Consider the following 14,174-nt stretch of genomic DNA (forward strand, 5'->3'; position numbering starts at 1 on the left):
GATGGAATTCATGCTGGAACACCAGACCATGGCGCCCGAGAACGCACGCGCCGTCGCTCCCCAGGCCGACCACGCCGACGTTACCAAGACGATCGTGCAGCGTATCGCTCAGTTGCGGGCGTGGGTCTTTCTGGCTGCACTTATTGTGATCTTCGAGATTTGGGCGCAGACAGATTTTGGAGGGACGTTCGTTGGTTCACCCTTCAATTGGCAATCTGTCGCGGTCTTTGCCGTTGCGCCTCTTCTTTTGGCAATCGGCCAGACCTTCGTCATTATCTCTGGCGGCATAGATCTTTCTGCGGGTTTCATCATGGGGCTTGCGGCGGTCGTCGCTGCCCACGCCACCAATTATTTCGGGGTTTTCATGCCTTTGCCAGCTGCGATGGTGGGCGGCATCCTCGTCGCCATCCTTGCAGCTACTATTCCAGGCATCATCAACGGGTTGCTGATCTCCAGGCTCAACGTGCCCCCTTTTATCGGCACGCTCGGCATGTTCGGTGTTGCCAGAGGCGCGGCTTTCCTTCTTGCCGGAGGAACAACCGTGCCGGTCAAGAACTCCTACTTCGCCATGCTGGGGAATGGACGGATAGAGGGCATACCGTATCTCGTTCTGGTAACCGCCGTTTTCGTGCTGGTAATGCATTATATTCTCAGCCAGACGCGATTTGGGCAGCATAATTATGCGATCGGCGCCAATGCCCAGGCATCACGCCGGGCAGGTATCGATATCAAAGGCCATATTTTGCGGCTTTATATCCTGTCTTCGGTCTGTGCAGGCCTTGGCGGCGCATTATACGCCGCGCGCTTCACGGCGGGCGCTGCCCAGGCCGGAGAACCCTTGCTTCTCGACAGTGTTGCCGCAGTGGTGATTGGCGGCGCCAGCCTGTTTGGAGGCTCTGGAACAATCAGCGGAACGGTGGCGGGAGCCCTGGTCATTGCGGTCATCCAGTATGGTCTGGTCTTCATGAATGTTGAGCCATTCTGGCAATTCATTGCCGTTGGCGTCGTTATCATCATTTCCGTTCTTATCGATCAGGCGCAACGCCGCTTCAGTGGAGTCAAACATGCTGAGTAATGTCGCACCCCTTCTGGAAGTTCGTAATTTTTCCCGGTATTTCGGCGCTGTGAAAGCCCTTGATAATTGCTCGCTGACGGTCGGTGCCGGTGAAGTCGTGGCTTTGGCCGGAGACAATGGTGCCGGAAAGACCACGATGATCAAGGCGATCTCGGGTGTCTATTCGCCGACATCGGGTGAAATTCTGATCGATGGACACCCGGTTGCTTTTTCCTCGCCGCAGGATGCGCGCGAAAAAGGGATCGAGACCATTTACCAGGATCTGGCGCTCGCCGATAATCTGTCCATTGGCGCCAATATTTTTCTTGGCCGTGAGCCAATGAAACGCGCTTTCGGCTTTATTCCCGTCCTCGACCGCAAGGCGATGGCCAAGGCCGCAGCCGATACCATGGCGCTTCTCGACTTTCATGTGAAGCGATTGGATGCACCGGTCAGCAACTTTTCAGGCGGGCAGCGCCAGGCGGTGGCAATCGGTCGGGCCGTTTACTGGAATGCCAAGATCCTGATCATGGACGAACCAACAGCGGCGCTGGGCGTGCCGGAACAGCGTAAAGTTGTTGCCCTGATCAAATCGCTGAAAGCCCAGGGCAGGGGCGTTATTTTCATCTCCCATAACCTCCAGGACATATTCGCGGTATCTGATCGTATCGTTGTCCTGAGACGGGGTATTGTCGCGGGAACGCGCAATATTGCCGATACCAACCACGACGAAATCGTTAAGCTGATGATTGGTGGCTAATCCGAAAAGGCAGCAAGCAAATCAACGCAGGATTATACTCATGTGGGACCTTGATGGAAAAGCAATCCTCGTCACCGGTGCAAGCGGTGGAATCGGTGGCGCGACGGTGAAGAGGCTGAAAGAAGCCGGGGCCAAGGTCTATGCGGCCGGACGGTCGCGAGACGAGCTTGACACGCTGGCCGCGCAAACCGGTTGTGAGACGTTGATTTTCGATCTCACCTCGGAAGACGAAATTCGCAAGGCTGTGGAGGCTTTGCCATTGTGGGGCGTGGTGAACTGTGGTGGCTTTGGCGGCGAAATCGCCACCCCGCAGGAAACCGACATCTCGATCTTCGACAAAGCCATTGCCATCAATGTGAGAGGCGCGCTTCTGGTGACGAAATATGCATCGCGCTCGATGATCAACGAAGGCAAGGGTGGCTCGATCGTCAATGTCTCGAGCCAGGCCGCATTGGCGGCATTGCCGGGCCATGTCTCCTATGCGTCTTCCAAGGCAGCACTTGATAGCATCACCCGTGTCAGTGCGCTTGAACTTGGCAAATACAAAATTCGGGTCAATAGCGTCAATCCCACCGTTGTCATGACGGAGATGTCGGCATTTTATTGGGGACGCCCGGAGATAGGCGAACCCTTCCTGCAAAAAATGCCGTTGGGACGGTGGGCTACCGTCGATGACATCGCAAAGCCGATCCGCTTCTTGTTGAGTGAGGAGGCGTCAATGATCACCGGTGTCTCTCTCCCAATTGACGGTGGCTTTACAGCCTGTTGATCGCCTCATCGCTCAGGCCGTGCAAGATCCTCACCCAGGATCGGATGCCTTTATGAAAAGAGGTGAGGTTGTATTTTTCATTGGGTGAGTGAACGCAGTCATCGTCTAGGGAAAAGCCAACCAGTAGCGATTCCATGCCGAGCATGGACTGAAAACTGCCGACAATCGGGATTGATCCGCCGCCGCCGACAACGATGGCGGGTTTTGGCCATTCCTGTGAAAGAGCAGCCTTGGCCTTGTCCAGGATCGGCGAGTCATAGGGTAATTGAATGGCAGGCGAGGCTCCTTCGGCCTGAAATTCAACTTGGCAATCCCTGGGTAACTTTGAGGTTACATAGGCGCGAAAACTATCGCGGATTTTTTGCGGGTCCTGCTTTCCCACCAGACGGAAGGATACTTTTGCCATGGCTTCGGCAGCAATCACGGTCTTGAAGCCCTTGCCAGTATAGCCGCCGGACATGCCGTTGATCTCGGCGGTCGGGCGGGCCCAGAGCAATTCCAGCACGCTACGGCCCTTTTCGCCTGACGGAACGGAAAGGCCGATATCCGTTAGGAATGAGGGTTGGGTTTTCTCCAGATCCGCCCAGACAGCCTTGATATCGGGCGGTGTTTCTTCGACACCATCGTAAAAGCCGGGCAGCGTCACAGCACCGGTTGCATCATGCAGGCCAGCCATGACATCGCTCAGCACATGCAGAGGATTGGCTGCAACGCCACCATATCCGCCCGAATGCAAGTCGCGGCTGGCGGCCTTGATGGTGATTTCCTCGCCAACCAGACCGCGTAGGCTGGCGCAGATCGCCGGAGTTTGCGCGTCCCACATGCCGGTGTCGCAGACCATGGCAAAATCGGCCTTCAATTCCTGGGCATTGGCTTCTAGAAAAGGCTGAAGCGACGGCGACCCCGATTCTTCCTCGCCTTCGAAGAGAATGGTGACGCGCAACGGCAGCCCGCCCCTGGTGTCTTTGAAGGCGCGTAAAGCCTCGACGAAGGTCAACAGCTGCCCCTTGTCATCCGACGTGCCGCGTCCGGTGATGATCTTTTCTCCGGTTGAACCGTCACGAATGGCTGGGTCGAACGGGTCGTTCTGCCACAGAGCGAGCGGGTCGACCGGCTGAACATCGTAATGGCCGTAGAACAGCACATGCGGGCAGTCCGCGCCCTGTCCCTCATGATGAGCAACCACCATCGGATGGCCGGACGTGTCGCGCACGGATGCTGCAAAGCCTATGCCCGTCAGATATGCCGCCAGAAATTCCGCAGCCTTGCGGCAATGCGGGCTGTAGGCCGGATCGGTGGAAATCGAGGGAATGCGCACCAGATCGAACAGTGTTTCCAAACTGGAGGGCAGATTGTCATCAACGCGGGCGAGGACGGTTTCAATATCGGTCATGGGTGGATTTCCAGTCGGTGGTAGGATGGATGTTTGCAGCAGATCAGTCTGTTCGAGCCGCCGCCATTGCCGCCTGCAAATCGCTCCACAGTGCCTCGGTCCCCTCAAGCCCGACATGGAGGCGCACAGAGAGCGGATCAACGCCAAAGGCATCAGCGAAACTCGGCGGGGCTTTCTGGTTGGCCACCACGTCGCCGGGGACGACAAGGCTTTCATGACCACCCCAACTGACGCCCAGTTTGAACAGTTTCAAATGATCGCAGAAGGTTTGAATATGGGTGCCTTCCTTGAAGATGAAGGAAAATAGCCCGGACGTGCCATGCAGGCCCGGAGGCAAGCCATTGTTCAACGCCGGATGGCAGACTCTTTCAACGATATCGAGCGCCTGCAAGCGATGGGCAATCTCCAGCGCCGAGGCCTCATGCGCTTTCATGCGGATCGGCAATGTGCGCATGCCCCGGATCAGCAGCCAGGCATCGAAGGGAGACAGTTTTCCACCGAGATAAGGCAGCGTTTCATTGCGGATACGATTAATCAGTTCCTTGGGGCCAGCCACCACACCGGCGACAACGTCACTGTGACCGCCGAGATATTTCGAGGCCGAATGCAGCACGAGATCGACGCCGAGCGATAATGGCTTTTGGAAAACCGGGCTTGCCCAGCTGTTGTCAATCACCGACAACACGCCGTGCTGTTTGGCAAGGGCTGCCAGCGCGCCGACATCATGGGCGTCCATCACCCAGCTGGTGGGGCTTTCGAGATAGAGAAGCTTTGCGCCCGGAAGCGCTTTGGCCACGGCATCCTCATCGCGGCCATCGACGTAAGTGACCTCGATGCGCATGCGTTTCAGCATGGTTTCGAAAAACCTGTAGGCATCGGGATAGAGATGGCGAACGGCAACGACCCGATCTCCCGGCTCGACAAAGCTCAGGACGGTCGAAGAAATCGTCGCCATGCCACTGGCAAAGGCCAGCGCATCTTCCGCACCTTCCAGTTTTGCCAGCATCTCCTCGAAAATCCGCACGGTGGGGTTCAGCCCGCGTGAATAAACCGGCCGAAGCTTTTCACCGCGATAGGTCGCGACCATCTCGTCATAATCGCTGAAGGTGAACAGCGAGGTCTGCACAATCGGCGGCACCACCGCATCATAAGCATTGGCCTCATCATGCGCCGTAATCAGCGATGCCTGTTGCAGATAATCGAGAGCGTCGCTCATTTGGACATTTCCTTGATGTCTTCTTCCACCACGGCAAGAATTTTGAGGGTTTCACGGCGGGCCGCTTCACTATCCTGATCGGCTATCGCGCTGAACAAGGTGCGATGATAGGGAAAGGAGCGGCGGGCAAAATCCGGCCTGTCGAAAGGCTTATGCCAGAAGCGCTCGAAGGCTTCGCGCATCTGCTCCAGAAGCTGTTTGAACAGCGGGTTATGGGTGGCATCGTAGATCGCCACATGAAAGGCCAGATCTTCCTTGCCGGATGTACCCTTGGCAAGATGTACCCGCTCCATTTCATCGAGCTTTTCCTCGATGATGCGCAGATCGTCTGCCGTTCGGCGCATGGCAGCCAAGGCTCCGGCTTCGACTTCAATACCGCGACGCACTTCCAGCGTTTGCAAAAGAGCATCGCGTAAATTCACCGTCTCCAGCATCAATGGCATGTGGACCGTGGCAGCACTCACGGGCTGCAAAAGATAGGTCCCACTGCCTTTTCGGGTCTCCACCACGCCCAAAGCCTGAAACCTCCCGATCACTTCACGCACTGTTGAACGGCCAACACCGAGCGCGTTCATCAATTCGCGTTCCGTCGGCAGGCGATCTCCACGCTTGAGACCGGCCTTGTTGATATAGCCAACCATGGCCCCACTCACCTGCTGGACACGGTCCAGCGGTGGCAGCGCGGCGATATGTTGGGTGTCGTTCAGCGCGTTTCCGGTGCGCATTGTCATTGAGATTTCTTCCTCCTGCCGACCGCTTGACAATTGGTCTGACATCTTAGCAGTATGCCGCCCAGGAACAATGTCAAGGCGACCAACGAGGCATTTGGTCTACTCCAAAAACTGAATTTCATCGTCGCGGATACGGTGGAAGAAATGAAAACAATAATTTATCCGCACACATAAAAAATGAGGGTGCCGCAAAGGCGCGAACAAACAAACTGGGGATTAAAGGCATGAAATTTCGTCTATTCGGCGGAGCTGTGGCCGTGTCGGTTGCTGCTTTGCTCACCAGCCCGGCTGTTGCTTTTGAAGGCAAGAGCCTTGTGGCGCCCGATTGCAACTATGGTGGCAAGATCAAATCAATCGTTGCGACCGACGAGCACACGGTGACCTTCTCCATGTGCTCGCCTGATCCGGCCTTCAAAGCCAAGGCAGCCTTCGTGCCCTTCGGCATCCAGCCGGCCAAGCATATCGAAGAGGCTGGACCGAAGAAAAAGCTGCTCGAAAATCCGATCGGCACCGGTCCTTTCAAACTGGAAAGCTGGAATCGCGGTGATTCCATCACCATGACCCGCAACGAGAATTATTGGGGCGCCAAGCCAGCTTTCGACAAGCTGGTGTTTCGCTGGAACCAGTCCGGCGCGGGTCGCCTGAATGAATTGCGCTCCGGCACCGTCGATGAAATCACCAATATCAGCCCGGATGATTTCGACAGCGTCAAGAACGATCCAGACCTGCAATTCCTGCCGCAGGAAAGCCCGAATATTCTCTATCTCGGCATGGTCAATACCGCCAAGCCCTTCGAGAATGAGAAGGTGCGCCAAGCCATTGCCATGGGCATCGACCGCCAGCGCATCGTCGATAATTTCTATCCAAAGGGTTCGGTCGTCGCCAGCCATTTCACCCCCTGTTCGCTGCCCAATGGCTGCGCCGGTAAGGATTGGTACGGGTTCGATGCCAGCGCCGCCAAGAAGCTATTGGCCGATGCCGGGTTCCCGAATGGCTTTAAGACCAAGATCTACTACCGCGATGTGTTCCGCGCTTACCTGCCGGAACCAAGTGTCGTGGCTGTCGAATTCCAGACCCAGCTGAAGAAAAATCTCGGCATCGATGCAGAAGTGGTTCCGATTGAATCGGGCAAGTTCATTGACGATACCTCGGCAGGCCGGATCGATGGGCTCTATCTGCTGGGCTGGGGCGCGGACTATCCGCATGTCACCAACTTCCTCGATTATCACTTCGGCAAGACGTCGAAAATGTTCGGCACCACCTTCCCGGAAATTACCGAGGGGTTGACCAAAGGCGGAACGATTGCCGATACCAAGCAGGCCGAACCGATCTATGCGGCCGTCAACGATGCCATTCGCCAGCATGTGCCGATGGTGCCGATTGTCCATGGTGCCGCTGCCTATGCAGCGCGTGCGACCTTGAAGAATGCCATCGTCCGCCCCTTCGGCTCGCCGCTGTTGCAGGATGAGATTCCAGGGAAGGATACGTTGGTCTTCATGCAGAATGCCGAGCCGATCAGCCTCTATTGCGGTGACGAAACCGATGGCGAAACGCTGAATGCCTGCACACCGATCACTGAAACGCTGCTGAACTATGCCAAGGATAGCGGCGATATCCTTCCAGGTCTTGCAAAAAGCTGCGACGCCAATGCCGACTCCACTGTCTGGATCTGCCATTTGCAGGAAGGCGTGAAATTTACCGACGGCTCTGCCTTCAACGCCAATGACGTTGTCGTTTCCTGGGCTGCTGGCCTCGATGCATCCAATCCGGCCCATGTCGGCAATACCGGTTCCTTCGATTATTTCTCCTCCCTCTGGGGCGGATTGATGAACGCCAAGAAGTAATCGTGAGGATTTCGACGCTTCGGGCTAGGCGCAAATGTCTGGCCCGTCCTGTCTGACGAGATCGTTTTTATATGTGGCTACCTCCCTCTGGCTTGCCAGCCATCTCCCCCTCAAGGGGGGAGATCAGAGTGAGTTAGATCATCCATTTCCTCGAACACGCAGCAAACTTTGATGCGTGAGATTTCGAGCGAAGGGTAAACTCCAAGGTGATCTCCCCCCTTGAGGGGGAGATGCCCGGCAGGGCAGAGGGGGTGTCCTGGCGCAGTCGCCTATCGGTGACATCTGACAAACCAAACGGCGCTGTAAAATCTGGTAATGAGGACCTGCAATGCTTGGATATGCAGCCAAACGCCTGCTGATTTCCATCCCGGTGATTCTTGGCATCCTGATCGTGACTTTCGCGCTCGCTCGGCTGATCCCTGGAGATCCCTGCAAGGCCATGCTGGGAGAGAAGGCCACAGCAGAGACCTGCGCCGGTTTCATCACCCGCTACGGCTTCGACAAGCCGCTGCCGACGCAGTTTTTCATTTATATGGGGGATATGCTGCGAGGTGATTTCGGGACATCGGTGCGCTTCTCGCGGCCCGTGACGCAGATCATTATCGAGCGCCTGCCGATGACCGCCGAGCTTGCGGTCCTGGCTCTGATCACCGCAACCATCATCGGTGTCGGGCTCGGCGTTATTGCCGCCCGTCGCCATAATTCCGCAGCCGATGTCGGCACGATGATCGTTGCCAATGCCGGGATTTCCATGCCGGTGTTCTGGCTGGGGTTGATGTTGGCTTATCTGTTTGGGGTGATGCTGCGCGGCACGCCCTTCTGGCTGCCGCCATCCGGACGGCTTTCCGCCGGGGTCAATTCCATTCCCTTTTACGAGGTCTGGCACTGGCAATTGGCGGCGGAGAGCGGCTGGAGCAAGGTGCTCGAATTCTTCTCCAATTTTTATATTCTGAACGCCTTGATCACTGGCAATTGGACGGTGTTCTGGGATGCCATACGCCATATGATCTTGCCGGTCATCGCGCTCTCCACCATTCCGATGGCGGTGATTGCCCGCATGACCCGCTCCTCGCTGCTGGATGTGCTGGGGCGTGATTATGTCCGCACCGCCCGGGCCAAGGGCGTGCCGGAGAAACGCGTGGTCAGCGAACATGCGCTGGGCAATGCTTTGTTGCCGGTTGTCACCATTCTGGGCTTGCAAATGGGCGCCCTGCTCAGTGGTGCTGTGTTGACTGAAACCGTTTTTGGCCTGTCCGGCGTGGGGCGTATGCTGGTGGAGGCGATTTTTGCGCGCGACTATCCTGTCGTACAGGCCTTCACGGTGATGATTGCCGTGTCCTACGTGGCCATCAACCTGCTGGTGGACCTTTCCTACACCTATCTCGATCCCCGCATTCGCCCACAATAGGACAGTTCATGACGCGCTTGAATAGTGTATCGGCCAGTGCAGCAGAGGCCATTCTTGAAGATGGCCTGATTGGTGAACCGGTCGCCCAGTGGCGGAGAACCTGGGGACGGCTGCTCAGGCTGCGTTCCGGGCAGGTCGGGTTGTTCATCATTGGCATGCTGATCCTGATTGCCATTTTTGCACCGGTGCTTGCCCCTTATGATCCCGATCAGGTGTTGATCGGGGTCGAGCAGGTCAAGCGCCGCGAGCCGCCTTGCGTGCATCTGCTTGGATGTGACGCCAGCCGTCCGCAGCACATCATGGGTATCGATGGCAATGCCCGCGATTCCTTCTCGCGTATCCTGTATGGTACGCGCGTCAGTCTGGTCATTGGCCTCACCACCGTTACCTGCGCGCTGTTCTTCGGCGTGCTGCTGGGGGCGATTGCCGGGTATTTCCGGGGCTGGGTGGACAATATCATCATGCGGATCATGGATGTGATCCTCGGCTTTCCGTCGCTGCTGCTGGCCATTGCCATCGTTGCGGTTCTGGGGCCGGGCATTCGCAATGCATTGCTGGCCATCTCCATCGTCTCGGTTCCCGCCTATGCCCGCGTCACCCGCGCCAGCGTGCTCTCGGTGAAAACCTTTGATTTTGTCGCGGCCACGCGGGTGCTGGGTGGCAGCAAATGGCGCATCCTGTTTCGCCGCGTGCTGCCCAATGCCATCACGCCGATTGTGGTGCTGGCAACACTTGGGGTGGCCACCGCCATTCTCGATGCCGCTGGTCTCAGCTTCCTTGGCCTTGGCGCACAGCCGCCGACGCCGGAATGGGGGACGATGCTGGGGGCCGCCCGCAACGAGATCTTTTCCGCGCCGCATCTGGTGTTCTTTCCCGGCCTTGCCATCATGCTGACCGTGCTTGGCTTCAACCTTCTCGGAGACGGGCTGCGTGATGCCCTCGATCCGCGGCTCCATACGTGAGGACAGCATGACCCGGCCTATTCTGGAGATCCGCGATCTCACCACCCATTTCCAAACCCGATCCGGCACCGCCCGCGCCGTCGATAAGGTCTCGCTGTCGCTTAAGGCCGGAGAAACGCTCTGCATTGTTGGCGAAAGCGGCTGCGGCAAATCCATCACCTCGCTCAGCATCATGGGGCTGGTGCCTTATCCCGGCAAAATCATCGGTGGCGAAGTGCTGCTGGATGGGGCCGATCTGCGGACAATGTCACCGATGGACCTCAGCAAAGTGCGCGGCAACCGGATTTCGATGATTTTCCAAGACCCGTCTTCCTCGCTCAATCCGGTCCACACCGTGGGGCGGCAGATTGCCGAGGCTTACCGCCTGCACAAAAACATGGGCAAGCAGGAGGCGGAAGTGGCGGCAATCGCCATGCTGAAAGCCGTCGGCATTCCCGATCCCCAACGTCGCATGAAGGCCTATCCGCATGAAATGTCCGGCGGCATGGCGCAGCGGGTGATGATTGCCATGGCGCTGGCCTGCCAGCCGGAAGTGCTGATCGCCGATGAGCCAACAACGGCGCTGGATGTTACCATTCAGGCGCAAATTCTGGATTTGATGCGCGATTTGCAGCGTGATTTCGGCACTGCCATCATCCTCATTACCCATGATCTTGGCGTGGTCGCGGAAATGGCCGACCATGTCGCGGTGATGTATGCGGGCCAAGTGGTAGAGCTTGCCGATGTGAGAACCCTGTTCAAATCGCCCAAGCATCCCTACACGCAAGCCTTGCTGCGCTCGGTGCCGGTGCTGGGCGAATCCCCTGACATGCTCGAAGTCATCGATGGTCGCGTGCCGCAATTGACCCATCTGCCCCACGGCTGTCTGTTCGCGCCGCGCTGCACAGCCCGGCGCGAGGCTAATGAACCGCGCTGTCTGACCGCTGTTCCGGCGCTGACCGAAATCCACAAGGCCCATCACTGTCGATGCTGGCTGACCGAACCGGCCAATCTTGCCGGTGAACAAGAGGTTCAGCCCGCATGAGCGCCCTGATCGAAATGAACGGCATCAAAATGGCCTTCGCCGTGACTGGCGGGGCGTTCCAGCGGGTGAAAGGCTATGTCAACGCCGTCAATGATGTGAGCCTCACCATCGAGCGCGGGCGCACGCTGGGTGTGGTCGGTGAAAGCGGCTGCGGAAAATCCACACTGGCCCGCATCGTGGTGGGTCTTTTTGCGCCGACCGCAGGCGAAATCATCTTTGATGACAAGCAGATTGCCGGACCCGGCATGGGTGTTGATTTTGCCTCCAGCCGCCGCATCCAGATTGTCTTTCAAGACCCCTATTCCTCGCTGGATCCACGGCTGCCGATTGGCGATTCCATTGCCGAAGGCCTGGTCATCCATGGCATCGGCGACAAGGCCAGCCGTCGAAAGGCCGTTGCCGACATGCTGGAACTGGTGGGCTTGCCACCGCAAGCCGCAGACCGCTATCCGCATGAGTTCTCCGGCGGCCAGCGCCAGCGCATCGGCATTGCCCGCGCCCTCATTCTCCAGCCGGAATTTCTGGTCTGTGATGAGCCAACCTCGGCGCTCGACGTTTCGGTGCAGGCGCAAATCCTGAACCTCTTGAAGCGGCTTAAAACCCAGCTCAACCTGACCATGATGTTCATTTCCCACAATCTGGCCGTGGTGCGCCACATCGCCGATGATGTGGTGGTGATGTATCTCGGCCATGCGGTGGAACTTGGTCCGGTGGAAGCGCTGTTTACCAATCCACGCCATCCCTATACCAAGGCCCTTCTTTCGGCGACGTTGATTGCCGATCCCGACCGGCGCGGCGAGCGGATCAAGCTCGTCGGCGAAATGCCGTCTCCGCTCAATCCACCCACGGGCTGTCCCTTCCATCCGCGCTGCACGCTGGCCAATGACCGCTGCAAGGCGGAAATGCCGCTGATGACCATGACCGATACCGTCCAGGTGGCCTGTCATGCCGTTGAAGAAGGCCGGGCTTGAATTTTACCAGGGAAACAGACCATGTCATTAAGCGCATTTCCGCCGAAAATCTCCATGGAAGAGCGGGTTCTCCGGTTAGAAACCCTTCGAAAAACCATGGCGGAAAAGGATGTCGGCGCGGTGCTGATCGGCTCCACCGAGAGCCTGCGCTATTTCACCGGGCTGGTCTGGCATGGCAGCGAACGGCTTGTGGGTGCGGTGATTACGGCATCGGATCTCGTTTATGTGGTGCCGGGCTTTGAGCGCAGCCGGGTGGAGACATTGCCGCATCTTCCGGGCGATATCAGGGTCTGGGAAGAAGATGAAAGCAGCGCCGCCCTTGTCGCGTCCTTCCTGCCACACGGTGGCACGCTTGCCGTCGACGATTCCGTACCGCTTTTCGTCTACAATGCCCTAAAGGGTGAAATAGCAGCAGATCGGCTGATTGATGGGGGACCGCTGCTGCGCGGTCAGCGCCTGCGAAAATCCGCCACTGAAATCGCCATCATCCAATATGCGATGAACCTGACACTGGATGTGCAGCGCAAAGCGCATGCCATGATCTGCCCCGGCATTGCCGCTTCGGAGGTCGTGCGCTTCATTGACGACGAACACCGACGCCTAGGCGCCAGCAACGGCTCCACCTTCTGTATCGTTTCCTTTGGCGAGACCACGTCCCTGCCGCATGGGGCCGATGGCGAGCAATATTACCAGCCGGGCGACGTGGTGCTGGTCGATACCGGCTGCCGCATTGATGGCTATAACTCCGACATCACCCGCACCTATATGTTGGAGGAGCCAACCGCCGAGTTTGCCCGCATTTGGGAGATCGAGCGGGCGGCCCAGCAGGCGGTTTTTGATGCGGCCCGGATTGGCGCGACCTGTGGTAGCCTGGATGATGCGGCCCGCGACGTGCTGACCCGCCACGGCCTCGGCCCGGATTACCAGCTACCCGGACTGCCTCATCGCGCCGGTCATGGTCTTGGCCTTGAGGGGCATGAGGAGCCCTATATCGTGCGCGGCAACACTGTTCGTCTTGACGCGGGAATGTGCTTTTCCTGCGAGCCGATGATCGTGCTGCCCGGACAATTCGGCCTGCGTCTGGAAGACATTATTTACATGACCTCGGATGGACCGAACTGGTTTACCCAACCCGCCAAGGGGCCGACGGAGCCTTTCTCGGGATAAGGGCAGCATCTGTTTGCCTAAAATAAAAGCAGCATGAAAAAATATGCAGAGTCGGATTGACTCATCTCTTCGTTCGTCTGAGTATGAACCAATTATCAATTGGTTCGAACCAATGCATGATTGACGATCACGACAATTCCAATCTCGCCCTGAACAAATTGCGTGAACTGCTGAGCTCCGGCCGGTTCAGTGCAGGGGAAAAACTGCCGACAGAGCGGTCACTCTGCGAGGAACTTTGCCTTGGCCGCCGTTCCGTTCGCCGGGCCCTGGAGGTTCTGGAAGCAGAAGGGCTTATCTGGCGGCGGCAGGGGTCTGGTACGTTTGCTGGCGCACGCCCCGACGCATTCGATGATTATGTCGGCGCCCTGGTTGCCGGAACCGATCCTTTGGAAGTCATGGAAGTGCGCCTGCGGCTTGAACCGCAACTGGCGCAGTTGGCGGCCTTGCGGGCCAATGCCGCGGATGTGCAGGCCATGTATGATCTGGTGGGAAAGATCGGCGCCAGCAAGGATGCCGATGGGCGTGAGCTTTGGGATGGGGCGCTGCATCGAAAGATTGCCCAATGCGCTGGCAACAGCCTTTTCCTGGCGCTGTTCGATGTGATGAACCGGACGCGGCAGGACCCGGCCTGGCAAAATATTCGTGAACAGGCACGGGCTTTTGCCCAAACCCGCCCTGTCACCCATGGCCAGCATCTCGCCATTATCGATCGGATTGCATCGCGCGACCCGATCGGCGCGGGCGAAGCCATGCGGACCCACCTTCTCACCCTGCAAGAGAGCCTGATCCGCATTACCTCAATCGATACCGCCGTCCACCTCGCAGAGGCATGACGGCCAAGAACTGCCTATCATCAGCATAAAAACAACAATGAG

13 protein-coding genes are annotated in these 14,174 nt (G+C 57.8%); 10 read left to right on the forward strand and 3 right to left on the reverse strand.

Annotation, left to right across the window (positions count from 1 at the left end; translation table 11 throughout):
* The first annotated feature begins 28 nt into the window (after positions 1 to 28).
* From G6L01_RS19325 to G6L01_RS19335, 3 genes are read left to right on the forward strand one after another with little or no spacing between them, the layout of a single operon-like run.
* The gene (locus tag G6L01_RS19325) at positions 29 to 1,075 is read left to right on the forward strand and encodes an ABC transporter permease subunit (protein WP_070165642.1); all 1,047 of its coding nucleotides are present in this window, start codon (positions 29 to 31) and stop codon (positions 1,073 to 1,075) included.
* On the forward strand, positions 1,065 to 1,814 hold the full coding sequence (locus G6L01_RS19330) for an ATP-binding cassette domain-containing protein (RefSeq protein ID WP_070165200.1): 750 nt from the start codon (positions 1,065 to 1,067) through the stop codon (positions 1,812 to 1,814). Before G6L01_RS19325 ends, G6L01_RS19330 begins: the two co-directional genes overlap by 11 nt.
* Before the next feature lie 40 nt (positions 1,815 to 1,854).
* Positions 1,855 to 2,583, forward strand: coding sequence for an SDR family oxidoreductase (locus tag G6L01_RS19335; protein WP_070165201.1), 729 nt, complete (start codon positions 1,855 to 1,857; stop codon positions 2,581 to 2,583).
* Here the strand turns inward: G6L01_RS19335 and G6L01_RS19340 are convergent.
* From G6L01_RS19340 to G6L01_RS19350, 3 genes are read right to left on the reverse strand one after another with little or no spacing between them, the layout of a single operon-like run.
* Positions 2,570 to 3,976, reverse strand: a complete 1,407-nt coding sequence (locus G6L01_RS19340; protein WP_070165202.1) for a M20/M25/M40 family metallo-hydrolase — start codon at positions 3,974 to 3,976, stop codon at positions 2,570 to 2,572. The genes G6L01_RS19335 and G6L01_RS19340 overlap by 14 nt on opposite strands.
* 43 nt (positions 3,977 to 4,019) lie before the next feature.
* Positions 4,020 to 5,192: a PLP-dependent transferase gene (locus G6L01_RS19345; RefSeq protein WP_070165203.1), complete on the reverse strand. Its 1,173-nt coding sequence runs from the start codon at positions 5,190 to 5,192 to the stop codon at positions 4,020 to 4,022.
* Positions 5,189 to 5,917 carry a FadR/GntR family transcriptional regulator gene (locus tag G6L01_RS19350; RefSeq protein WP_070165644.1) on the reverse strand — a complete coding sequence of 243 codons (729 nt, stop codon included), beginning with the start codon at positions 5,915 to 5,917 and terminating at the stop codon, positions 5,189 to 5,191. Before G6L01_RS19350 ends, G6L01_RS19345 begins: the two co-directional genes overlap by 4 nt.
* A gap of 230 nt (positions 5,918 to 6,147) precedes the next feature.
* Between G6L01_RS19350 and G6L01_RS19355 the strand changes: the two genes are divergently transcribed.
* From G6L01_RS19355 to G6L01_RS19385, 7 genes are all read left to right on the forward strand, one after another.
* On the forward strand, positions 6,148 to 7,767 hold the full coding sequence (locus G6L01_RS19355) for an ABC transporter substrate-binding protein (protein WP_070165204.1): 1,620 nt from the start codon (positions 6,148 to 6,150) through the stop codon (positions 7,765 to 7,767).
* Between the two features lie 328 nt (positions 7,768 to 8,095).
* The gene (locus G6L01_RS19360; RefSeq protein WP_070165205.1) at positions 8,096 to 9,175 is read left to right on the forward strand and encodes an ABC transporter permease; all 1,080 of its coding nucleotides are present in this window, start codon (positions 8,096 to 8,098) and stop codon (positions 9,173 to 9,175) included.
* Between the two features lie 8 nt (positions 9,176 to 9,183).
* Positions 9,184 to 10,137, forward strand: a complete 954-nt coding sequence (locus tag G6L01_RS19365; RefSeq protein ID WP_081344082.1) for an ABC transporter permease — start codon at positions 9,184 to 9,186, stop codon at positions 10,135 to 10,137.
* A 7-nt stretch (positions 10,138 to 10,144) separates the two neighbouring features.
* Positions 10,145 to 11,161 carry an ABC transporter ATP-binding protein gene (locus G6L01_RS19370; RefSeq protein ID WP_234891880.1) on the forward strand — a complete coding sequence of 339 codons (1,017 nt, stop codon included), beginning with the start codon at positions 10,145 to 10,147 and terminating at the stop codon, positions 11,159 to 11,161.
* Positions 11,158 to 12,132: an ABC transporter ATP-binding protein gene (locus G6L01_RS19375; RefSeq protein ID WP_012653733.1), complete on the forward strand. Its 975-nt coding sequence runs from the start codon at positions 11,158 to 11,160 to the stop codon at positions 12,130 to 12,132. Before G6L01_RS19370 ends, G6L01_RS19375 begins: the two co-directional genes overlap by 4 nt.
* 21 nt (positions 12,133 to 12,153) lie before the next feature.
* Positions 12,154 to 13,299: a M24 family metallopeptidase gene (locus G6L01_RS19380; protein WP_070165207.1), complete on the forward strand. Its 1,146-nt coding sequence runs from the start codon at positions 12,154 to 12,156 to the stop codon at positions 13,297 to 13,299.
* 116 nt (positions 13,300 to 13,415) lie between these two features.
* Entirely contained in the window at positions 13,416 to 14,132 is a 717-nt protein-coding gene (locus G6L01_RS19385) for a FadR/GntR family transcriptional regulator (RefSeq protein WP_070165208.1), read from the forward strand.
* Positions 14,133 to 14,174 lie beyond the last annotated feature (42 nt).

Origin of the sequence: Agrobacterium vitis (genome assembly GCF_013337045.2) — a bacterium.
Classification (GTDB): Bacteria; Pseudomonadota; Alphaproteobacteria; order Rhizobiales; family Rhizobiaceae; genus Allorhizobium; species Allorhizobium vitis_B.

Coding starts and splice junctions, on each gene's coding strand:
- G6L01_RS19325 (WP_070165642.1), top strand. CDS start 29: ATGGCGCCCGAGAACGCACGCGCCGTCGCTCCCCAGGCCGACCACGCC.
- G6L01_RS19330 (WP_070165200.1), top strand. CDS start 1,065: ATGCTGAGTAATGTCGCACCCCTTCTGGAAGTTCGTAATTTTTCCCGG.
- G6L01_RS19335 (WP_070165201.1), top strand. CDS start 1,855: ATGTGGGACCTTGATGGAAAAGCAATCCTCGTCACCGGTGCAAGCGGT.
- G6L01_RS19340 (WP_070165202.1), bottom strand. CDS start 3,976: ATGACCGATATTGAAACCGTCCTCGCCCGCGTTGATGACAATCTGCCC.
- G6L01_RS19345 (WP_070165203.1), bottom strand. CDS start 5,192: ATGAGCGACGCTCTCGATTATCTGCAACAGGCATCGCTGATTACGGCG.
- G6L01_RS19350 (WP_070165644.1), bottom strand. CDS start 5,917: ATGCGCACCGGAAACGCGCTGAACGACACCCAACATATCGCCGCGCTG.
- G6L01_RS19355 (WP_070165204.1), top strand. CDS start 6,148: ATGAAATTTCGTCTATTCGGCGGAGCTGTGGCCGTGTCGGTTGCTGCT.
- G6L01_RS19360 (WP_070165205.1), top strand. CDS start 8,096: ATGCTTGGATATGCAGCCAAACGCCTGCTGATTTCCATCCCGGTGATT.
- G6L01_RS19365 (WP_081344082.1), top strand. CDS start 9,184: ATGACGCGCTTGAATAGTGTATCGGCCAGTGCAGCAGAGGCCATTCTT.
- G6L01_RS19370 (WP_234891880.1), top strand. CDS start 10,145: ATGACCCGGCCTATTCTGGAGATCCGCGATCTCACCACCCATTTCCAA.
- G6L01_RS19375 (WP_012653733.1), top strand. CDS start 11,158: ATGAGCGCCCTGATCGAAATGAACGGCATCAAAATGGCCTTCGCCGTG.
- G6L01_RS19380 (WP_070165207.1), top strand. CDS start 12,154: ATGTCATTAAGCGCATTTCCGCCGAAAATCTCCATGGAAGAGCGGGTT.
- G6L01_RS19385 (WP_070165208.1), top strand. CDS start 13,416: ATGATTGACGATCACGACAATTCCAATCTCGCCCTGAACAAATTGCGT.